General features: G+C 69.8%; 23 protein-coding genes. 9 read left to right on the forward strand and 14 right to left on the reverse strand.

Translation table 11 applies throughout. The features are described from left to right. The first annotated feature begins 102 nt into the window (after positions 1-102). Positions 103-1,896: a translation initiation factor IF-2 gene (infB, locus tag Hrr1229_RS12125; RefSeq protein WP_123112652.1), complete on the forward strand. Its 1,794-nt coding sequence runs from the start codon at positions 103-105 to the stop codon at positions 1,894-1,896. 19 nt (positions 1,897-1,915) lie between these two features. On the opposite strand, the gene Hrr1229_RS18210 is transcribed toward infB, so the two are convergent. The 3 genes from Hrr1229_RS18210 to Hrr1229_RS12135 all read right to left on the reverse strand — a co-directional run bounded on the left by Hrr1229_RS18210 (position 1,916) and on the right by Hrr1229_RS12135 (position 3,688). Continuing rightward, on the reverse strand, positions 1,916-2,041 hold the full coding sequence (locus Hrr1229_RS18210) for a hypothetical protein (RefSeq protein ID WP_255212496.1): 126 nt from the start codon (positions 2,039-2,041) through the stop codon (positions 1,916-1,918). Positions 2,042-2,116: 75 nt separating this feature from the next. After that, positions 2,117-2,815: an NAD(P)H-binding protein gene (locus Hrr1229_RS12130; RefSeq protein ID WP_123112651.1), complete on the reverse strand. Its 699-nt coding sequence runs from the start codon at positions 2,813-2,815 to the stop codon at positions 2,117-2,119. Positions 2,816-2,893: 78 nt separating this feature from the next. Continuing rightward, entirely contained in the window at positions 2,894-3,688 is a 795-nt protein-coding gene (locus Hrr1229_RS12135; RefSeq protein ID WP_123112650.1) for a TOBE domain-containing protein, read from the reverse strand. Positions 3,689-3,928: 240 nt separating this feature from the next. Between Hrr1229_RS12135 and Hrr1229_RS12140 the strand changes: the two genes are divergently transcribed. Genes Hrr1229_RS12140 through Hrr1229_RS12150 form a run of 3 tightly spaced genes read left to right on the forward strand, consistent with a single transcriptional unit; the run spans position 3,929 to position 6,377 of the window. After that, complete coding sequence (locus Hrr1229_RS12140; RefSeq protein WP_123112649.1) at positions 3,929-4,858, forward strand: substrate-binding domain-containing protein; 930 nt, start codon at positions 3,929-3,931, stop codon at positions 4,856-4,858. Between the two features lie 29 nt (positions 4,859-4,887). Beyond that, a complete protein-coding gene (locus Hrr1229_RS12145) occupies positions 4,888-5,613 on the forward strand; it encodes an ABC transporter permease (RefSeq protein WP_123114837.1) in 726 nt (241 codons plus the stop codon). Further along, positions 5,613-6,377, forward strand: a complete 765-nt coding sequence (locus Hrr1229_RS12150; protein ID WP_123112648.1) for a phosphate ABC transporter ATP-binding protein — start codon at positions 5,613-5,615, stop codon at positions 6,375-6,377. Before Hrr1229_RS12145 ends, Hrr1229_RS12150 begins: the two co-directional genes overlap by 1 nt. Before the next feature lie 572 nt (positions 6,378-6,949). Here Hrr1229_RS12150 and Hrr1229_RS12155 read toward each other — a convergent pair. Together Hrr1229_RS12155 and map are read right to left on the reverse strand one after the other, a co-directional pair. Further along, a complete protein-coding gene (locus tag Hrr1229_RS12155; RefSeq protein ID WP_123112647.1) occupies positions 6,950-7,501 on the reverse strand; it encodes an HIT domain-containing protein in 552 nt (183 codons plus the stop codon). After that, positions 7,501-8,409 (reverse strand): type II methionyl aminopeptidase, encoded by a 909-nt coding sequence (gene map, locus Hrr1229_RS12160; RefSeq protein ID WP_123112646.1) that lies wholly within the window; start codon positions 8,407-8,409, stop codon positions 7,501-7,503. The genes Hrr1229_RS12155 and map overlap by 1 nt, the downstream gene beginning before the upstream one ends. Positions 8,410-8,541: 132 nt before the next feature. Here map and bcp point away from each other — a divergent pair, with 132 nt between their 5' ends. Both bcp and Hrr1229_RS12170 read left to right on the forward strand, forming a co-directional pair. Beyond that, positions 8,542-9,009, forward strand: a complete 468-nt coding sequence (gene bcp / locus Hrr1229_RS12165; RefSeq protein WP_123112645.1) for a thioredoxin-dependent thiol peroxidase — start codon at positions 8,542-8,544, stop codon at positions 9,007-9,009. A 169-nt stretch (positions 9,010-9,178) separates the two neighbouring features. Then, a complete protein-coding gene (locus tag Hrr1229_RS12170) occupies positions 9,179-9,970 on the forward strand; it encodes a hypothetical protein (protein ID WP_123112644.1) in 792 nt (263 codons plus the stop codon). 24 nt (positions 9,971-9,994) lie between these two features. Here the strand turns inward: Hrr1229_RS12170 and Hrr1229_RS12175 are convergent, their stop codons facing one another. From Hrr1229_RS12175 to Hrr1229_RS12190, 4 genes are all read right to left on the reverse strand, one after another. Next, a complete protein-coding gene (locus Hrr1229_RS12175) occupies positions 9,995-10,174 on the reverse strand; it encodes a hypothetical protein (protein ID WP_148041743.1) in 180 nt (59 codons plus the stop codon). 145 nt (positions 10,175-10,319) lie between these two features. Further along, on the reverse strand, positions 10,320-11,246 hold the full coding sequence (locus tag Hrr1229_RS12180) for an EamA family transporter (RefSeq protein ID WP_123112642.1): 927 nt from the start codon (positions 11,244-11,246) through the stop codon (positions 10,320-10,322). A gap of 94 nt (positions 11,247-11,340) precedes the next feature. Continuing rightward, positions 11,341-12,387 carry a polyprenyl synthetase family protein gene (locus Hrr1229_RS12185; RefSeq protein WP_123112641.1) on the reverse strand — a complete coding sequence of 349 codons (1,047 nt, stop codon included), beginning with the start codon at positions 12,385-12,387 and terminating at the stop codon, positions 11,341-11,343. Then, entirely contained in the window at positions 12,384-13,736 is a 1,353-nt protein-coding gene (locus Hrr1229_RS12190; protein WP_123112640.1) for a ribonuclease J, read from the reverse strand. The genes Hrr1229_RS12185 and Hrr1229_RS12190 overlap by 4 nt, the downstream gene beginning before the upstream one ends. Positions 13,737-14,038: 302 nt before the next feature. Here Hrr1229_RS12190 and Hrr1229_RS12195 point away from each other — a divergent pair, with 302 nt between their 5' ends. The 3 genes from Hrr1229_RS12195 to Hrr1229_RS12205 all read left to right on the forward strand — a co-directional run bounded on the left by Hrr1229_RS12195 (position 14,039) and on the right by Hrr1229_RS12205 (position 15,661). Continuing rightward, entirely contained in the window at positions 14,039-14,281 is a 243-nt protein-coding gene (locus Hrr1229_RS12195; protein ID WP_123112639.1) for an LSM domain-containing protein, read from the forward strand. Next, positions 14,278-14,454 (forward strand): 50S ribosomal protein L37e, encoded by a 177-nt coding sequence (locus Hrr1229_RS12200; protein WP_123112638.1) that lies wholly within the window; start codon positions 14,278-14,280, stop codon positions 14,452-14,454. The genes Hrr1229_RS12195 and Hrr1229_RS12200 overlap by 4 nt, the downstream gene beginning before the upstream one ends. Before the next feature lie 169 nt (positions 14,455-14,623). Further along, positions 14,624-15,661: an MsnO8 family LLM class oxidoreductase gene (locus Hrr1229_RS12205; RefSeq protein ID WP_123112637.1), complete on the forward strand. Its 1,038-nt coding sequence runs from the start codon at positions 14,624-14,626 to the stop codon at positions 15,659-15,661. 23 nt (positions 15,662-15,684) lie between these two features. Here Hrr1229_RS12205 and Hrr1229_RS12210 read toward each other — a convergent pair whose 3' ends face one another. From Hrr1229_RS12210 to Hrr1229_RS12230, 5 genes are all read right to left on the reverse strand, one after another. Continuing rightward, a complete protein-coding gene (locus tag Hrr1229_RS12210; RefSeq protein ID WP_255212497.1) occupies positions 15,685-15,897 on the reverse strand; it encodes a hypothetical protein in 213 nt (70 codons plus the stop codon). Further along, on the reverse strand, positions 15,897-16,097 hold the full coding sequence (locus tag Hrr1229_RS12215) for a hypothetical protein (RefSeq protein WP_123112636.1): 201 nt from the start codon (positions 16,095-16,097) through the stop codon (positions 15,897-15,899). Before Hrr1229_RS12215 ends, Hrr1229_RS12210 begins: the two co-directional genes overlap by 1 nt. Positions 16,098-16,158: 61 nt before the next feature. After that, positions 16,159-17,208 carry a deoxyhypusine synthase gene (locus Hrr1229_RS12220; protein WP_123112635.1) on the reverse strand — a complete coding sequence of 350 codons (1,050 nt, stop codon included), beginning with the start codon at positions 17,206-17,208 and terminating at the stop codon, positions 16,159-16,161. Positions 17,209-17,247: 39 nt separating this feature from the next. Next, the gene (locus Hrr1229_RS12225; protein ID WP_123112634.1) at positions 17,248-17,532 is read right to left on the reverse strand and encodes a ubiquitin-like small modifier protein 1; all 285 of its coding nucleotides are present in this window, start codon (positions 17,530-17,532) and stop codon (positions 17,248-17,250) included. Between the two features lie 22 nt (positions 17,533-17,554). Beyond that, on the reverse strand, positions 17,555-18,838 hold the full coding sequence (locus tag Hrr1229_RS12230; protein WP_123114835.1) for a potassium transporter TrkA: 1,284 nt from the start codon (positions 18,836-18,838) through the stop codon (positions 17,555-17,557). Positions 18,839-18,904: the final 66 nt, after the last annotated feature.

Consider the following 18,904-nt stretch of genomic DNA (forward strand, 5'->3'; position numbering starts at 1 on the left):
GACGACCGCTGATCCGGGCCCTCGCGGCCGAACGCATTTTGAAAGGCTTAACTGACGTCCGGGCGGAAGACACGACAACCGACTTTCTCGGGGCGATCACCTATGACCGACCACACAAACGCGGACACCCTTCGGACGCCGATCGTCGCCGTGCTGGGTCACGTCGACCACGGCAAGACGAGCCTGCTCGACAAGATCCGCGGCTCCGCCGTCAGCGAGGGCGAGGCCGGCGCGATCACCCAACACATCGGGGCGACGGACATCCCGCTCGACACCATCTCCGGGATGGCGGGCGAGCTCATCGACCCGACCGACTTCGATTTACCCGGCCTCCTGTTCATCGACACGCCGGGCCACCACTCCTTCTCGACGCTGCGCGCCCGCGGCGGCGCGCTCGCCGACATCGCGGTGCTCGTCGTCGACGTCAACGACGGGTTCCAGCCCCAGACCGAGGAGGCGATCGACATCCTCCGACGCACCGGCACCCCCTTCGTCGTCGCCGCCAACAAGGTCGACACGACGCCGGGGTGGAACCCGCAGGAGGGCCAGCCGATCCAGAAGAGCCTGGAGGCGCAGTCGGAGCGCGCCGAGTCGATGCTCAACGAGAACCTCTACGAGATCATCGGGCAGCTGTCGGACGCCGGCTTCTCGGCCGACCTCTACTGGCGCGTGCAGGACTTCCAGAAGAACATCGGCGTCGTCCCGCTGTCGGCGCTCACGGGCGAGGGCGTCCCCGACCTCCTCACCGTCCTGATGGGGCTCTCCCAGCGGTTCATGAAAGAGGAGATGGAGATCGACGTGCAGGGCCCCGGCGAGGGGACGGTCCTCGAGGTGAAAGACGAGCGGGGCTTCGGCGCCACCATCGACACGGTGGTGTACGACGGCGTGGTGCGCAACGGCGATCAGGTCGTCGTCGGCGGGCAGGACGAGCCGATCGTCACCGAGATCCGGGCGCTGTTGCAGCCGCGCCCGCTCGAGGAGATCCGCACCGAGAAGCAGTTCGAGAAGGTGGCGGAGGTCGGCGCCGCTGCCGGGGTGAAGATCGCCGCGCCGGACCTCGACCGGGCGATGGCCGGCGCGCCGGTCCGAGTCGTCCGCGACCGCTCGGAGGCGGAGGTCGTCGAGGACGTGAAAGCCGAGCTCGCGGAGATCGAGGTCGAGACCGCCGAGAACGGCGTCGTCGTCAAGGCGGACACGCTCGGGTCGCTGGAGGCGATGGCGAACGCGCTCCGCGAGGCGGAGGTGCCCATCCTGCGCGCCGAGGTCGGCGACATCGCGCCGCGCGACATCGCCGTGGCCGAGACCGCGAACCAGGACGAGCACAAGGCCATCCTCGGCTTCAACGTCGACCTGCTGGCGAACGCGGAGTCGGAGCTGGAGAGCGCCGACGTGAAGCTGTTCACCAACGACGTCATCTACCAGCTGATCGAGGACTACGAGACGTACGTCGAGGAGAAGCAGCGCGCCCAGCAGGAGACGGTGCTGGACAAGGTCGTCCGCCCCGCGCGCTTCCGCATCCTCCCGGACCACACGTTCCGACAGAACGACCCCGCCGTCGTCGGCGTCGAGGTCATCTCCGGCACGGTCCAGAACAACCGCAACGTCGGGATGTTCGAGGGCAACGAGTTCGAGCGCGTCGGCCAGCTCTCCGGGATTCAGAAGCAGGGCGACGACGTCGACGAGGCGCGCGCCGGCGAGCGCGTGAGCATCGCCATCGACGGGCCCACGGTCGGCCGCGGCATCGAGGAGGGCGACACCCTCTGGACCGAGGTCCCCGAGAAGCACGCGAAGATCCTCGAACAGGAGTTAAAAGAGGAGATCACGGCCGACGAGCGCGAGGCGCTCTCGGCGTATCTCGACACCAAGCGGAAGCGCGACCCCTTCTGGGGGAAGTGAGTCGAAGCTCCGTCGACCCTCAGAACACCCTGCCGCAGTTCGGGCACTCCGGACCGAAATCGCCCGCGACCGGCTCGACCGCGATCCGGCAGTTCTCACACCACCGGCGCCCCTCGGTCTCGTCGCCGGGCACGTCGTGTGTCATGCGTTACGATAACACGGATACTGGGTAATAATCGTTACCGCCGTGGTGCGCCGAGCGCGTCCCCGGGGAGCGCGCTCACCGCGGCAGCGTCCAGTTCACGTCGACGCCGCGGTCGGGGAACCGCGGCGTTGAGACGACTTCGAACGTCCGGTTCGCGGCGCCCTCGGTCGTCGGCGCCGCGGTCATGAGCCACGCCACGTCGGCCCGCGAGACGGTGCCCCACAGCTTCTCGCCCGGTTCGGCCGTCGAGACGAGCCCCGTCCGGCGGCCGTTCGTCAGGACCCCCGGACGGAGGACCGTGTGGCGGATCGGCGCGTCGCGGATCGCCGCCTCCGCCTCCCCCTTGACCTCCTGGAGCGGGCCGATGAACGCGTCGAAGGCCGACGCGAGCGGGCTCGCCGGCTCGGGACCGACGCCGATCGCCGACTCCATCACGAACGCGTCGACGCCGGCGTCGACCGCCGCGTCCAGCAGCGCCCGGTTGCCGGCGCCGTCGACGAACGGCGGCCCGTCTCGCACCGCCGACGGAGCGGTCCCGACGGCGCTTATGACGGCGTCGATCCCCTCGACGGCCGCGACCAGGTTCGACGGGTCGAGGAGGTCGTCTACCGCGACCTCGTCCGCGCCCGCCGCGCGGAGGTCGGCGGTGGCCCCCGGCGACCGAGTGAGCGCGCGAACGGTCTCCACTCGCGATCCGGCTCGCCGCAGCACCTCGCGGCCGGTTCCGCCCGTCGCGCCCGCGACGAGGACCGCGTCGACGTCGTGCGTGGTCACGTCCGGGTTTCGGCGTCGAACGCAAAGAGCGTCGGGGTCGAGGCGGTCGCCCCGTCAGCGGCACGACGGGGGCGTCCGCTACTCGCGGGCGGCTCCCGCCGTGTGCCCAACCAGCCGCGTCGCGGTCGCCTTCCAGCGGATCGCCACCTCGTCGCCGGCGTTCAGGGCCAACCGGTCCGCGCTCTCGGCCGTGATCAACACCCGGAAAGTGACGTCCTCGACCGCGACGCGCACCGTCGAGACGGTCTCGCCCGCGTCGATCCCGACCACCGCGCCGCGCAGGCGGTTCCGGGCGCTCGTCGCGTCGGGGTCGACCCCGACGTCTCCCTTATAAATCGTCACCGCGTCGGCGCCGATCCGCACCTGCACGGCGTCGCCGACCGCCACCTCGTCGCGGGGGTCGTCCGCGCCGCTCGGCCCGCCGTGGAGCCCTCTGACCGTCCCGACCGCCGTGTCGACGTCGGCCAGCTCGCCGTCGACGCGCGCGACCGTCCCGTCGAGCACCGTCTCGGGCACGCTCGCGGTCGCGGTCAACACGGCCTGCAGCCGGTCGTAGCGGTCGAGGAGCGCGTGCCCGGCGTCGGCGAGCCGGCTGCCGCCGCCGCCCGAACCGCCGCGCCGTCGCTCGACGAGCCGACCGAACGCGTCCTCCAAGGTCTCTATCCGCGAGAGGGCGCGGGCCCGGGAGCGACCCAGCTCGGCGGCCGCGCCCGCGACCGAGCCCGCGTCGTGGACCGCCCGGAGGAGCGCGGCGTCGCGCCCGTCGAACTCGACGTCCCCCTCGAGGAGCGCCGCGCGGCCGCGCCCCGCGCCGGCGGCGTCCGCCCCGGCGCTCTCCCGTCCTCCGACGCTCTCGTCGCCGCCCTCGTCCATACGGGAGGCGTCGGGCCGCGGGGTGTTGGCGCTTTCCCTCCCGCCCGGAACCGCCGTCCGCGACGTCGACGTAACCGTTTTCGGTCGTTCACCCGCTCGATCCCGGCCGCACACGGGACGCGATCGGCCACCGTCTCGGCCTCGATCGCTCGCCCCGGCCCTCCCGCGCCTGAGCGGGTAACCTATTGCGGTTGCTCGCGAGCCAGAAGCTATATCGGGTATCGGTCCATCGGTGTATCTATGCCGATACATCGAAGACGGTTCGTCGCCGCGCTCGGTGCAGGGGCTGTCGCGAGTACCGCCGGCTGCGCCGGCGGGAGTCAGGCGGAGTCGGACGGCGGCGCCGGCGTGGCCGGCGAGACGCTGACGCTCACGACCACGACGAGCACCTACGACACGGGGCTGCTCGACGCGATCCACGGCGACTTCGAGGAGATGTACGGGGTCACCGTCGACGCGGTCGCGCAGGGGACGGGCGCGGCCCTCGAGTCGGCCCGGAACGGCGACTCCGACGTGGTGATGGTCCACGCCCGCGGGCTCGAGGACGAATTCATGCGGAACGGGTACGGGATCAACCGCCGGGACCTGATGTTCAACGACTTCGTGATCGTCGGACCCGAGAGCGACCCGGCCGGGATACAGGGGACGTCCTCGGCTACCGAGGCGCTCACCGCCATCGCCGAGGCGCAGGCGCAGTTCGTCTCCCGCGGGGACAACTCCGGGACCCACACCAAGGAGCTGAACCTCTGGGAGGCCGCGGGGACCGAGCCCGGCGGCGACTGGTACCAGGAGACCGGCACCGGGATGGGCGAGGCGCTGAACATCGCCAACCAGCAGGGCGCGTACACGCTCGCGGACCGGGGCACGTTCATCTCGCAGCGCTCGGAGATCGACCTGACGATCCTCGTGCAGGGCCCCATCGAGGACGGCCCGGAGATCCTCGCGAATCCCTACGGAATCATGGCCGTCAACCCCGGCGTGCACGACAACGCCAACTACGACCTCGCGATGGCGTACATTGGCTGGATCACCAGCCCCGGGGCCCAGAACGCGATCGCCGACTACCAGATGAACGGCGAGCAGCTGTTCTTCCCCGAGGCGGTCTCCGAGAACCCCGACTTCCAGCAGTACGTTCCGGAAGGTTGGAGTGGGAACTCCACCGACGGGTGAGCGTGCCGCTCGAATCAGTCGCACCGCTGCTGCCGACCGTTCTCGGGAGTCCGGTTACCGCTGACCTTCCGGCCCTCCTCGACCTCCCGTTCAGGGACGGGTACGTCTGGAGCATCATCTACGTCTCCCTGTACGTGAGCCTCACGGCGGTGGCGCTGAGCACGCTGTTCTCTATTCCGGTCGCCGTCGCGATGGGGTTCACCGAATTCCCGGGCAAGGGGTTCGCGAAGGCGGTCATCAACACCGGGATGGGCTTTCCCAGCGTCGTCGTCGGGCTCCTCGTGCTGTTCGCCGTCTCCAACCAGGGACCGCTCGGTGCCCTCGAGCTCGTCTTCACGAAGGAGGCGATGATCATGTCGCAGTTCGTGCTCGCGACGCCGCCGATCACCGCGATCAGCCTCGCGGCCGTCTCCGGCGTGGACGAGGGCGTCCGGGACGCCGCCCGCGTGCTCGGCGGCACGCGCGTCGACGTGGCGCTCGTCGTCCTCAAGGAGGCGCGGTACGGCATCGCGACCGCGATCCTCGCCGGATTCGGCCGCGCCATCAGTGAGGTCGGCTCAGTGCTCATCGTCGGCGGCAACATCACGGGCGCGGACGGGATCTCGAAGACGCGGACGCTGACGACCGCGATCCAACTGGAGGCCAGACAGGGACAGTACGGCACCGCGATGATCCTCGGCGCCGTCCTCGTCACGCTCGTCCTCACGGTCAACGCCGTCGTGATTCGGCTCGGCGACCAGGGGGTGCGCCGCTGATGCTCCGGCTCCGTAACGTCTCTCACTCGTACGGGAACGAGTCGGTGTTCCGCGACCTCTCGCTCGCCGTCGACGAGGGCGAGGTCGTCGCGGTGATCGGTCCCTCGGGCGTCGGCAAGACGACGCTGCTCCGGACGCTCGCGCTCTCGCTCGAACCCGACGAGGGCGCCGTCGCGCTCGACGGCACCGACGTGTGGACCGCCGCGGAACCCGATCGGCTCGCTCTGCGACGGCGGGTCGGGATGGTGTTCCAGGAGGCGAGCCTCTTCGACGCGCCCGTCGCGCGCAACGTCGAGTACGGGCTGCAGATCCGCCGGCCGTGGGCGGACCGGGTCCAGGCCCAACTCCGCTCGCTCCTCGGGCTGCACGAGCCCGTCGACGCCGTCGTCGACGCGCTCGACGTGGTGGGGCTCTCCGAGAAGGCGACCCAGCGGGCGGATTCGCTCTCTGGGGGCGAGGCGCAGCGCGTGTCGTTCGCCCGGGCGCTGGCGTACGACCCCGACGTCCTCCTCTTGGATGAGCCCACCTCGGACCTCGACCCCCGGAACACCGCCGTCATCGAGGACGCGATGGCGAAGGCCCGCGAGCGCGGGATCGGCGTCGTCGTGGCGACGCACGACATGCACCAGGCGGAGCGCGTCGCCGACCGGGTCGCGGTGCTGCTCGACGACGGCATCACCGAGGTCGGCCCGACGGAGCGGATCTTCGACGACCCGTCCGACGAGCGCACCCGGAAGTTCATCTCGGGCGAGCTGGTGTACTGATACACATCGGGAGTGGGTATAGCAAGACGGTGGAGCAGTTGTTTATAAGCGCTCGGATGATGTTGCTGGCGGCTATTTATAAGCGAACGGCAGCGTTGCGGTGAAGACCTCCAAAGCCCCAGTCGCTGCGGACGGCGCACGCTCGCTGCGCGCCTCACTCGGTCGCTTCGCTCCCTCGTTGCGGTGCTTACGTCGCCTGCGCCGTCCGCAGCGACTGCCCCTTTGAGTCCTCCCCGCACCGCACAGCACCGCACCTCGCACCTCCCCAGCCTCGTCGCTGGCGGCGATAGCCGCCAGCGACGCCCTCGCACCGGCGTCGCCGGCGGCTCCGCCGCCGGCTGCCAGAGGGACCTTCGGTCCCTCGCGGTTCGCGGCTCTCCGGGCCGCTCACCGGGGCGCGCCACCGCCTGTCATTTATAAGCGATCGTCGCCGTCGCTCAGGGCTATTTAAATACCGAATCGCAACCGCCAATCTGCGATACCCACTCCCGGTATCGATCAGGGGTATCTCTCAGCGGCAAGCCGTTTTGAGCGAAAATGGCTCTGGAACCGGGACTTCAGCGGCCTATCGTTCAGATGTCGAAGTCGAGCTCGACCGCCTCGCCGGCCTCGGCGTCGCCCGGATCGACCACGTCGTCGCCGGCGGCGAAGCCGGCGTGGAGGTGCTCGTAGGTGCGGTCGACCGCCTCCACGATCACCTTCGTCTCGCCCGTCACGGGCATGAAGTTCGTGTCGCCGTCCCACCGCGGGACGACGTGGGTGTGGAGGTGGTCGACCGAGCCGCCGGCGGCGGTCCCGCCGAGGTTCTGGCCCGTGTTCACCCCGTCGGGGTCGACGTCGCGGCGCATCGCCGCCAGCGTCGCCGCCTTCAGCTTCGCGTGGTCGAGGAGGGTCGCGTCGTCGAGGCCGGTCGGGTCCTCGCGGTGCTCGTACGGAATCACCATCGCGTGGCCCGGGTTGTACGGCGCGTTGTTCAACAGGACGTAGTTGCGCTCGCTGCGGGCGACGATCCGGGACTCGCGGTCGTCCTCGCGCTCGGGCAGGACGCAGAACGGGCAGCCGTCGATCGGGTCCGACTCGCGCTCGACCCACTCGATCCGCCACGGGGCGTAGATCCGGTCCATCAGTCGTCGAACGCGTGGATCCCCGCGGTCGTCACCTCGACGCCGTCCTCGGTGATCAGGAGGGTGTGCTCCGCCTGGCTCACGAGGGCGTCGTCGGCCTCCTTCAGCACGGGGTACCCCTTCACCGCGTTCGCCTGCTTCAGCCGGCGCAGCGCCATCCCGACGCGGTCGCCGTCGAGCCACCGCGCCGCGAACGGGAGGTCGTCGAACGCCTCGATCTCCTCGAGGGCCTGCCGGGCTCGGCGATCGCGCACGCTCCCGGAGCCCTGGCGCTCGAAGATCTCCTCGTCGGTCCCCTCGCCGACCTTCCCGCGGCCGTCGGTGGCGAACGGCTCGATGGCGACCGCCTGCCCCGGCTCCAGCTCGACGGACCGCTCGACGCCCCGGTTCGGGACCGTCGGGCCGGTGTGGGCGTCGTAGCGCTCGACGCCGTGGCCGGAGAGGTTCAGGACGGGCGTGTAGCCGTACCCGCGGATCACGTCCTCGATCGCTTCCCCGACGACGCCGACCTCGACGCCCGGGCCGGCCTCGTCGACCGCGGCCTCAAGCGCCATCTCGGCGGCCTCGACGAGCTCCGGAGTGCCCGTGTGGTCGATCGTCACGGCCGCGTCGGCGATGTAGCCGTCGACGTGGACCCCGACGTCGAGACACACCATCTCCTCGCCGAACTCAGTGTCGTCGTCGCGGCCCGGGGTCGCGTGCGACGCCTCCGGGTCGACGCTGATGTTGACGGGGAACGCGAGCCCGGCCCCCTGCTCGCGGATGAAGTCCTCCGTCCACTCCGCGACCTCCAGGTGGGTCCGCCCCGGCTCGACCATCTCGCGGGCCTCGTTCGTCGCCTCGACCAACACCGCGCCGGCCTCCCGGTAGCTCTCGACCGCGTCGTCGTCCAGGGATCCGTGGCTCATGCCCGTCGGTTCGGCCAGCGACCGCAAAGAGGTTGCGGAGGGCCGGCGACGGCGCGGGTCCGGGGCGGGTGGCGGGCCGCGGCGAACCGACCGGACCGAACCCACTAAGGCGCCGCCGAATCGACGGGAACTATGCTCGAACCGGGCGATGCCGCACCCCCGATCGCGCTCTCCGACCAGCACGGCGACACGGTCACCGTCGACCCCGCCGACGCGCGGTACACGGTGGTCTACTTCTACCCCCGAGCCGACACGCCGGGCTGTACCGCCGAGGCGTGTGGCTTCCGCGACGAGTGGGACGCCTTCGAGGAGGCCGACGTCGCCGTCGTCGGGGTCAGCGACGACCCGGCCGAGGACCTCGCGCCGTTCGCCGAGAAGTACGACCTCCCGTTCACGCTGCTCTCCGACCCCGACGGCGAGGTCGCGAGCGCGTACGACTCCTACGGCGAGAAGCAGCTGTTCGGCAACACCTTCGACGGCGTGTTCCGGAACACGTACGTGATCGACGACGACGGCACCGTCGTCCTCGCGTACGAGGGCGTCTCCCCTGAGGACCACGCGGTCGAGATCGTCGACGACATCGCCGCGTTGGACGGCTGAGCCGGCGTCCCACGTTACTTTCCGTCGAATCGCTCACGGCACCCCAACGCCCTCCCGCGAGATGACGGGAACGCGTCTGTCACCGTCGAACACGAAATGTCTCCCCGTAACACAAAGGCCGGTTTGAGTGTCACGTACGTATAACACGACAGCGAGAGTGTAACCCGACATGGACCGCCGCGACCTCGCCGTTGGCCTGCTGATCGTCGCCGCCGTAGTCGTCGCTTCCTTCGCCGTCGCCACGGCGTGGTCCGCACCAGCCGGACCCCTTGGGGCCGATCAGACGTACCCGCCCGGAGCGGACGCGGATCAGATCAACTTCTCGGATCTCGGTACCGGCGACGCCAACCTCACGCACACGCCACGGAACCACTGGGATTCGTACGCGATTCGCTATACGGCACCCCCCGAGCGCCGACTCGTGGAGGGGGAGTACTACATCAACTCCTCGACGGGGGAAATCATCGCCGACCGCTGGCACGACGCCACGGTGTATCGCAACGGGACGGAGTACGCGTTCCTCCAGCCCGCGGAGAGCGTCCCCGAGCACCAACGCGAGCAGTTCGATTCGGATCCCCAGTTCGTCTACGACGACACGACCGACGCGTACTATCGGTATGACCCACGGTACGGACAGATCGCTCCCACGAACATCGGTCGGCATACGACGCTACTCGACTCGTACACGTGGGAGGCGGTCAACACGACGACTCATCACGGCGTCCCGGTCATCACGTATCAGGCGACCGGGACACGTCCGGACTCCCGAGCGCCGCCAGCGACCGGAACGCTCCGACTCGGCGTCGAGGACGGCCTCGTCTACGGGTACGATCTCACGCGGGACGCAGAGGGGGGACCGTATCGCTACGCGTACAGCGTGGAGCCGGCCCCGTTCCCGGAGCACGAGTGGGTGGACACGGCCCGAGAGTTGGCGGCGAACTCCACGGACAGCGGCTCGTAGCCTCCTCCGGGACCGTGCGGGCCCTCAGCCGTTTTCCTCGCTCTCTTGATAGTTGTTGATGACCATCGGGAGCACTGCCGCGACTAACACGAGGACGCTCGTCGACACAAGCGGTGGCGCGTCGAATCCGTCAGCGACGAGCACGGCTAGAACGACCCCCAGAATAGCGCACGCGAACACCACCTCGTTCTTCCGAGAGGCCATGGTCTGAGGCGTCGTCGCAGCCGTAGTATGATTTTTTGAAACGAAGTGGCGGTCGAAGGACCGGAAGCGACCGATCAACTCCCGACCGTCGGCGAACGGCTGTTTCAAACCGGAACGAACCTGACGGCCGGACGTTCGATATCGGTTAAAATAGCCCGCCGACCCGCGAGAGGAGCCGCGGCACCTCGTCGGCGATCGCGTGCCGCTTCAGCAGCGCGAAGCCGACGACGATGACGGCGAAGCCGACGACCGTCAGCGCCGTCACGGGCTCCGCGAGGAGCACCGCACCGGCGACGGTCGCGACCACCGGGACGACGTAGGAGACGAGGTTGATCTCGAACGCGCCCAGCCGGTCGAGCAGCGTGAAGTAGATGGTGTACGCGACCGCCGAGGAGAGCACGCCGAGGAACAAAAGCGACCCGACCGCCGGCAGCTCCGCGACCGGGAGCTGTTGCGTCTCGCCCAGCCCGGCGCTCAGCCCGTGGATCAACAGGGCGCCGAACAGCATCGCCCACCCCGTGAGCGCGATGCTGGAGAAGCTCGTCTCCACGGTGCGGAGCCCGACGCTGCCGACCGCGACCGCGAGCACGCCGATCGAGATGAGTCCCACGCCGATGGTGACGCCGCCGGCGAGGTTCGCGGGGTCCGGCTGGGCGACGAGCCCGACGCCGACGAACGCGAGCACCACGCCGAGGGTGCCGCGCGCGTCGAGGTCGGATCCGCCGATCCAGGCGGCCGCGACCGCAGCCGTCGCGATCGGTACGAGGCTGTAGGTGATCGAGGCGATGCCGCTGGTCGTGTACTGCTGGCCGACGAACAAAAGCGAGTTGTTGGCGGCGACGGAGAGCCCGCCGCTGAAGCCGATCGCGGCCAGATCTCCCCGCGTGGTCGGGAGCGGACTCGATTCGGTGAGGAGGACGTACGAGACCAACACCAGCGCCGCCACGTCGAACCGGTAGGCGGCGTACAGCACGGGCGGGTAGTACTCTAAGCCCACCTCGATGGCGACGAAGGAGCCGCCCCACAGCAGGGCGAGGGTGAAGAACAGGACGACGTCTCGGTACCGGGACACGGACGGGAGAACGGCGACCGGGAATAAAGCGGTGTCCGTTGCGGACGGCGCCGCCGGATCGAGGTCCCCGCAGACCTCGCGTCCGCCGGTCCGCTCAGTAGCCGCGGACGATCAGGTAGTCCGCGAGGTCCTCGAGGAGGCTCCGGGAGCCGCTCTCCGGGAGCAGTTCGAGGTGCTCTTTCGACCGCTCGGTGAGGTCCTCGGCCGTCTCGCGGGCGTACGCGATCGAGCCCGCCGCCTCTAAGGCGGCCACCGCGTCCTCGATGGCCGACTCCGTCACCTCGGCCGGGGTGTCGGCGTCGACGAGCCCGTCGACGTCGACGCCCTCCTGCCGCGCGTGGAGGGTGATCAGCGTCTCCTTCCCCTCGACGAGGTCGGAGCCGCGCTGCTTCCCGAGCTCCTCGGAGGGGACCGTCAGGTCGAGCACGTCGTCCTGGATCTGGAACGCCCGTCCGGAGTCGATCCCGTACTGGTACAGCGCGTCGACGATATCGTCGTCGGCGCCGAGCAGGACCGCCGGCGTCGCCGCCGACGCCCCGTACAGGACCGCGGTCTTCAGCTCGACCATCTCTAAGTACTCCTCCGGGAGGATGTCGTCGCGGGACTCGAAGGCGACGTCGAGCGCCTGCCCCTCGCAGATCTCCGTGCAGGTGGACGCGAGCATTCGCATCGCCTCCAGGCCGTTCTGTGGAGCCGCACCCGTCTCGGTCATGAACTCGAACGCCTTCGAGTAGAGGGTGTCGCCGGCGAGGATCGCCGTCGACGTGTCGTACTGCTCGTGGACGGCGGGGACGCCGCGCCGGAGCTCGTCCTCGTCCATGATGTCGTCGTGGATCAGGGTGAACGACTGGATCACCTCGATGGCGACCGCCGCGCGCATCACGTCCACCTCGGTCCCGTCGAGCGCCGAGAACTCGCGGAAGTCGGCGCCCATGGGCTCGGTGCCCGTGACGGCCTCGGCGGCGAGCGTCGCCACCGTCGGCCTGAGCCGCTTCCCGCCCGCTTCGAGGATGTAGCGCGTCGCCTCGTAGAGGCGCTCCGGGTGCTGTACCGGCAACTCCTCGTCGATAGCGGCGTTGACCAGGTCACGCCGCTCGCGGATGGCGTCGAGCACCCGCGCCTCCTTCGTCTCGTTCGTCATTCGACCAGCTGGATGACGCCGCCGTTCTGCGTGACGTGGACGTCACGACCGAGCTTGTACCCCTGCGACGTCGCGAGGTTCACGTACGGCGAACGGCCCTCCAGCGTCTGGTGGCCGGGGATGACGTGCTGCGGCTGGAGCGCGTCGAGCATCTCGTAGTGGCCCTCCTCGCGGAGGTGACCGGAGACGTGGATGTCGTCGTAGATCCGGGCGCCCTGCATCCGGAGGAGCTGCTCGGACTGGTAGCGCTGCCCCTCGTTGGTCGGCTCCGGGATGACGCTGGCGCTGAAGACGATCTTGTCGCCGTCGTCGATTTCGTACGGCGTCTCGCCGCGGCCCATCCGGGTGAGCATCGCGCGCGGCTCGCCCTGGTGGCCCGTCACGATCGGGAGGAAGTTCCCCTTCCCCTCCTTCATGATCCGCTTGAACGCGCGGTCGACGGACTTGCGGTGGCCGTACATGCCGACGTCGCCCTGGAAGTCGACGAAGTCGAGCCGCTCGGCCGTGCCGGAGTACTTCTCCATCGAGCGCCCGAGCAGGACCGGCTGGCGGCCGATCTCGCGGGCGTACTCGACGAGGGTCTTCACGCGGGCGATGTGGGAGGAGAACGTCGTGGCGACGATCCCGCCCGAGTAGTCCTCCATCGAGGTCAGCGTGTCCTCGACGTGCTTCTTCGCGTACGACTCGGAGGGAGTCCGGCCCTTGCGGCCGGCGTTCGTGCAGTCCTCGATGTACGCGAGGACGCCCTCGTCCTGGCGGCCGATCTCGCGGAACCGGTCCATGTCGATCGGGTCGCCGATGACGGGCGTGTGGTCCAGCCGCTTGTCGAGGCCGTAGACGATGGCGCCCTCGGGCGTGTGGAGGACCGGGTTGATCGCGTCGATGATCGAGTGGGTGACGTTGACGAACTCCATCTCGACCTGCTCGGAGTCGCCGATGGCCATCGTGCCGCCGGCCTCCATCTTCACGAGGTCGTTGTCGACCTGGAACTTCCCCTCGTCCGCGATCTGCTGTTTGACCAGCTCGATCGTGTACGGCGCCGCGACGATCGGGGCGTCGTACCGGTGGGCGAGCTTCGGGATCGCCGCGATGTGGTCGAGGTGGCCGTGGGTGGGGACGATCGCCTGGACGTCGCCCTCCAGCTCGCTCATGACGCGGTCGTCCGGGATCGCGCCCATGTCGATCAGGTCGAGGCTGTGCATGCTCTCGGTCTCCACGTTGTCGTGGATGAGGACCTTACTGAGGTTCAGGCCCATGTCGAAGATGACGATGTCGTCGCCCGCCCGCACCGCCGTCATCTGTCGACCGACCTCTTCGTAACCGCCGAGTGTCGCAATTTCGATTTCCATGGTTTGTGTATATCGAACGCCTGCACGGCGTTCATCACTGAAACCCCGCAAGGAGCCGTCAGCGCTTCGTCCGACCGCGCGTCGTTGAGGCCCCGCTACGGCCGAGCCGACAGTGGCTCACCGTGTCCCGCGGGAGTGTGGTATCCGGAGATACAGGTGCCCGTCTTAAAAACACCGGGGTTCGGTCGCGGCCGAGCCGGCCGGTAACACGGCGGTCGCCGGTCGGTTCGCCTCGTTTGCCCCCGATTCGTCCCCTTCGCGTCCCGGTATTTTTAATAGCGCGACGGGAGGCGATACGTGTAATGAGTGGACGACCCCTCGACGTGCTCGAAGCGTCGCTCGAGGATCCGGTGACGGTACACCTGAAAGACGGGACGACCTACTACGGAATTCTGGCCGGCTACGACCAGCACATGAACGTCGTCATCGAGCCGGAGGACGACGTGGGCGACCGCGTCGACGACGATCTCGACGGCGAGTTCGCCGTCGCGATCGAAGACACAACGATTATACGCGGCGATAACGTCGTCACCATCAAAGCATGACCGGCTCCGGAACGCCCTCTCAGGGGAAAAAGAACAAAACGGTTCACGTGAAGTGCCGCCGCTGCGGCGAGAAGTCCTACCACATCAAAAAGGAGCGCTGCTCCTCCTGCGGCTTCGGGAAGTCCGCGAAGCGCCGCGACTACTCGTGGCAGTCGAAGAACGGCGACCACTGACGACGGCTCTCTCTGCTCTTTCGTTTCCACCCTGACCTCGCAGCGACCGCTCTTCTCGGGCCTCTACTGGTCCGTCCGCCCGATCTGAACCCCGCGTACCCGCCGCAGCGAACCCCCACGTGCCCGCCGCCGGCCCAACCCTTACCACCGGGCGTCGCCGAGCGCGGGCATGGACCTCTCCGTCGTCGATCTCTCACCGGTCCCCGCTGACGGGACCGCCACCGACGCCTTCGCGAACACGGTCGCGGCCGTCGAGCAGGCCGAGCGGCTCGGCTACTCGCGGTTCTGGGTCGCCGAGCATCACGGTCGGACCGACCGCCTCGCGGGGACGACCCCTGAGGTGCTGCTCGGGCGGCTGGCGGCGGCGACCGACGCGATCCGACTCGGTAGCGGCGCCGTCCTGCTCAACCACTACAGCCCGTTCAAGGTCGCGGAGGCGTTCGGGACGCTCGACGGGCTCGCGCCGGGCCGCGTCGACGTCGGCCTCGGCCGGGCGAACGGCCCGCCGGCCGCCGACCGCGCGCTCGGGACGAGCCGCCGCGTCGAGAGTCCGAACGAGGACCACGAGGAGCGGATCCGCTCGCTCGTGAGCCACCTCTACGACGACTACCCGGAGGGGCACGAGTACGCCGACCTCGGCGTCCCGCGCTCGGGGGACGGCCCACCGGTCCCGTGGGTGCTCGGATCGAGCCCGGCCAGCGGTGAGATCGCCGGCAAACTCGGGCTCCGGTACTGCTTCGCCGGCTTCATCCGCCCCGGATTTGCGGAGCGCGCGTTCGCGGCCTACCGGGAGGCGTTCGACCCGGGGGCGCTCCCCGGCGGACCCGACGAGCCGACCGGGATGGTCGCGGTCAACGCCGTCGCCGCCGAGACCGACGCGGCCGCGGCGCGACGACGAGCCCCCGCGGAGGCGACCTTCAGGCGGATGCAACGCGGCGAGCTCGGCGACTCGACGCCGAGCGTGGAGGAGGCGATCGACGAGCTCGGCGGCGTCCCGGAGCCGACCCCCGCGACGCTCGACGCCGACGAGTGGCCGCGGTCGGTCTCCGGGAGCCCGGAGACGATCGAGGGGCTGCTCGAACAGTTCGCCGACCGCGTCGGCGTCGACGAGGTGATGATCCAACACACGGTGCCCGATCACGACGACGCGCTGGCGTCGCACGCGCTGCTGGCCGAGGCGGTCGGGCTGGAGTCGAGAAGCGAGTGACGTCCCCGCGTCGCCGCCCCCGATCACTGAGCGCGCGGCGGATTCCGCACGATCGCGTCGAGCATCAGCACCGCGCACGCCAGCGACGCGTTCGCGGTGGCGGCCACCCACCCGCCGAACACCGCCGCGCCGACGCCGTACCCGCCGGCGAACAGCAGCGGCATGCCCGCGAGGATCGCGTCCGCCCGCGTCACCCGATCGGGCAGGTCGACCGCGCTGCTGTCGGCCACGCTCATCACTCCACGTACCCCAGATCTCGAAGTCGCTGTCCGATCCGACGGGCCTCCGCCTCGCTGATCTCGTCGTCCGACTCCATCTCCTGAACGACGACGTGTTTCACGAACTCCTTCACGGAGCCGAACGGTTCGTCTTCGATGTACTCCTCCACGTCCGCGACGAACTCTTTCCGCAGTGAGATCGTGGTGTACTCGCTCATTACGCCGGAGGAGTCGCTCCGGGGTGAAAAATCTAATTACATGTAATTACGACTGCGAGCCTTACTCCACGCGCTCGCGGGCCGCGGCGATCAGCATCGGCAGCATCACGGTCGCGTCGCCGTAGACGGAGGCGTTGCGCGCGTCCTTCTCCAGTTTCCCCCACGAGCGGGCCTCCTCTAAGGTCGCGCCGGAGAGCCCGCCGGTCGCCTCCGGGTCCATCGTGATCTGGACCGCGTAGTCGTACGCCCGGGGGGTGACGAGCATCGTCTGCAGGGTGAAGTTCTTCGGGACGCCGCCGCCGACGAGCAGGCAGCCGGCGTCGTCGGCCTCGAACGCGAGGTCGGTCAGTTCGGTCATGTCGTCGAGGGCGTCGAGCGTGAAGTCGGCCGTCTGCGCGTACATCCACGCCTGCAGTCCGAGCACGGAGTCCTGCACCGCGGGGCAGTAGACGGGGACGTCGCAGTCGTAGGCCGCGGCGGCGACGCCGGGGTCCTCGCTCACGTCGTCGCGCTCGTTGACCGCGGCGTTCGCGCGGCCGAGCTCGCGGGTGAGGTCGGCGATGGAGACGGGAGCGTCTCCCTCCAGCTCGGGGAACACCTCCTCGCGGAGGTGCCCCTCGAACGCGGCGAAATGCTCCTGCGGGAGGTAGACGTTGTATATCCGGTCGACGCCCTCGTCGCGGAGCCCCTCGTCGTGCTCGCGGAGGCTCTTCTCCGGGTCGTGAGTCCGCCCGTGGTGGTGTTTCCCGCCGATCGCCTCGATCGCGTCGTGCGTGAGGTTCGCGCCCGTGGTCACGAGGGCGTCGACGTAGCCGTCGCGGATCAGATCGGAGACGATCCGGCGCATCCCGGCGGGGACCATCGCGCCCGCGAGCGAGAGGAAGACGGTGCAGTCCTCGTTCGCGAACATCTCCGCGAGCACGTCGCCCGCCTCGTTGACCGACGCCGCGCCGATGCCGGCGTCGCCGTACCCCTCGACGAGCTGGCCGACGGTCATGTCGGCCGTCGCGCGCGTGTGCCCGACCGGGTCCTCGTGGAACTCCTCGCGGTGCGGGCCGTCGTCGTGGTGTCCCTCCCCGTGCTCTCCGTCGTGTTCGTCGCCGTCGCTCATGTCGAGTGATGCGGCGGGCGACCGTTTGAAACGACCGATCTACCGGCCGCCCGATCCCCCGCTCACCGGCGGGAACAGCGCCAGCTCGTCGCCCGACTCCAGGGTCGTCTCCATCCCCTCGTCGTCGCGGACGCTCCGACCGTTCCGGAGGACGTTGATGTGGTCGGCCACCTCACCGTCTTCGAGCACGCGCTCCCGGAGGTCGGGGTGCGCGTCGAGCAGGGCGTCGAGCGCGTCGCCGACCGTGTCGCCCGGCGACGCCTCCACCTCGACGGCGCGGCCGCCGGCGATCTCCGCGAGGTCCGCGAACAGCTTCCACTCCATACGTGAACCCCGCACGGCCGCCTCAAGAGCGTTGCGTCCCCTCGTCCGATTCGGTGCCGGCGCCGGCCTCCGATTCGTCGCCCGATCCGGTGCCGGAGTCGACTTCCGCGTCCGTCGGCGCGGCGACAGCCGGCTCCGCCCGCTCCCCGCCGGCGTCGGCCTCGAACCGACGGAGCGCGTCGGGCCGTCCAACGAGGTACACCAGGTCGCCGGGGTCGAAGGCGTACGATCGCGGCGGGATCGGCTGTACCGACCCGTCCTCGGGCCGGACGGCCGCGACGACGACCGCCACGTCGCCGACCGTGCTCCCCTCCAAAGCGCTGCCGGCGCCGACCGTGATCGCCGCCATCGTCTCGTCGGCGGTGCGGAGCAGCGAGGCGAACTCCCGGTCGGCTTGCGGCTCCGACGGGAGCGTCACGATCCGGTACGACTCCTCCTCGGCGAGTCGCTCCGCGTCCGACTCGTCGAGCGCGACGGTCGCCGCGTCGCCGGCGACGCCCCGGAGCTCGCCGCTGGCGACGCGCTTCGGCTCGGGGTCAGTCCGCCACAGCTGGACCGCGTCGCCGGCGGTCGCGTTGTTCGGGGGGTCCGCGGCCACGGCGACCGCGGCCGACCCGGGTGCGAGCGTCGGGCCGAGCCCCGCCGCGCGGGAGCCGACCGCGAAGTAGTCGATCGCGCCGTCGTCGGTCACGTCGACGTCGACGTGGCCGACGCCGTGGTCGGTTTTTACCCGTGCGACGAGCCGCTCGCGGAGCTCCTCGCCGGAGAGCTTCCGCGCGAACAGCAGCGTCTTCCCGGCCATCTCCGCCTTCTTCTCGGGCGAGACCGGGTCGTAGGTGTCCATGTCCCCGATCTCCTCGACCGGGGGGAGCGTGACGGCCGTGAACCGCCCGACCGCCCGGACGATACCGCTCAGCTCCCCCTCCAGCTGTCTGGCCCCCGAGAGCGCGAACACGTCGACCGCGAGCCGGTCGCCGACGTACCGGCCGCCCGGGGCGATGACCGCCGCGACGCCGAGCGAGACGACGTTGAAGAAGACGCTCTGCGGCTCGAGCAGCGCCGGGCTCTCGCCGATCGCGATCGCGCCGAGCGAGGTCGTGTTGAGGTAGAGGGCGACGACGGAGACACCGAGCAGGACGGTGACCCCTTCTGGTATCTCGTCGCGGAAGTACCACCGGTACGTCAGCGCCGCCGCGCCCGCGACGAGGACGGAGAGGACCGCGAACGTGGCGAGCGTGACCGCCGCCTGCCGGGGGCGCTCGAAGCCGACGTCGACGGGGGGTCCGACGGCGACCGGCGGTCCGATAGCGACGACGAGCCGCCAGAGGTTCCCGGCGTCCGCGGCGATTTCCGCGACCGCTCCCGCCGCCGC

Source organism: Halorubrum sp. CBA1229 (genome assembly GCF_003721435.2).
Lineage (GTDB): Archaea > Halobacteriota > Halobacteria > Halobacteriales > Haloferacaceae > Halorubrum.

Bases quoted from the DNA above. Each gene is read 5' to 3' on its own strand.
- Hrr1229_RS12195 (WP_123112639.1), top strand. From the start codon at position 14,039: ATGAGTGGACGACCCCTCGACGTGCTCGAAGCGTCGCTCGAGGATCCG.
- Hrr1229_RS12225 (WP_123112634.1), bottom strand. From the start codon at position 17,532: ATGGAGTGGAAGCTGTTCGCGGACCTCGCGGAGATCGCCGGCGGCCGC.
- infB (WP_123112652.1), top strand. From the start codon at position 103: ATGACCGACCACACAAACGCGGACACCCTTCGGACGCCGATCGTCGCC.
- Hrr1229_RS12210 (WP_255212497.1), bottom strand. From the start codon at position 15,897: ATGAGCGTGGCCGACAGCAGCGCGGTCGACCTGCCCGATCGGGTGACG.
- Hrr1229_RS12140 (WP_123112649.1), top strand. From the start codon at position 3,929: ATGCCGATACATCGAAGACGGTTCGTCGCCGCGCTCGGTGCAGGGGCT.
- Hrr1229_RS12200 (WP_123112638.1), top strand. From the start codon at position 14,278: ATGACCGGCTCCGGAACGCCCTCTCAGGGGAAAAAGAACAAAACGGTT.
- Hrr1229_RS12185 (WP_123112641.1), bottom strand. From the start codon at position 12,387: ATGACGAACGAGACGAAGGAGGCGCGGGTGCTCGACGCCATCCGCGAG.
- map (WP_123112646.1), bottom strand. From the start codon at position 8,409: ATGAGCCACGGATCCCTGGACGACGACGCGGTCGAGAGCTACCGGGAG.
- Hrr1229_RS12190 (WP_123112640.1), bottom strand. From the start codon at position 13,736: ATGGAAATCGAAATTGCGACACTCGGCGGTTACGAAGAGGTCGGTCGA.
- Hrr1229_RS12170 (WP_123112644.1), top strand. From the start codon at position 9,179: ATGGACCGCCGCGACCTCGCCGTTGGCCTGCTGATCGTCGCCGCCGTA.
- Hrr1229_RS12155 (WP_123112647.1), bottom strand. From the start codon at position 7,501: ATGGACCGGATCTACGCCCCGTGGCGGATCGAGTGGGTCGAGCGCGAG.
- Hrr1229_RS12205 (WP_123112637.1), top strand. From the start codon at position 14,624: ATGGACCTCTCCGTCGTCGATCTCTCACCGGTCCCCGCTGACGGGACC.
- Hrr1229_RS12175 (WP_148041743.1), bottom strand. From the start codon at position 10,174: ATGGCCTCTCGGAAGAACGAGGTGGTGTTCGCGTGCGCTATTCTGGGG.
- Hrr1229_RS12215 (WP_123112636.1), bottom strand. From the start codon at position 16,097: ATGAGCGAGTACACCACGATCTCACTGCGGAAAGAGTTCGTCGCGGAC.
- Hrr1229_RS12135 (WP_123112650.1), bottom strand. From the start codon at position 3,688: ATGGACGAGGGCGGCGACGAGAGCGTCGGAGGACGGGAGAGCGCCGGG.
- bcp (WP_123112645.1), top strand. From the start codon at position 8,542: ATGCTCGAACCGGGCGATGCCGCACCCCCGATCGCGCTCTCCGACCAG.
- Hrr1229_RS18210 (WP_255212496.1), bottom strand. From the start codon at position 2,041: ATGACACACGACGTGCCCGGCGACGAGACCGAGGGGCGCCGGTGGTGT.
- Hrr1229_RS12150 (WP_123112648.1), top strand. From the start codon at position 5,613: ATGCTCCGGCTCCGTAACGTCTCTCACTCGTACGGGAACGAGTCGGTG.
- Hrr1229_RS12220 (WP_123112635.1), bottom strand. From the start codon at position 17,208: ATGAGCGACGGCGACGAACACGACGGAGAGCACGGGGAGGGACACCAC.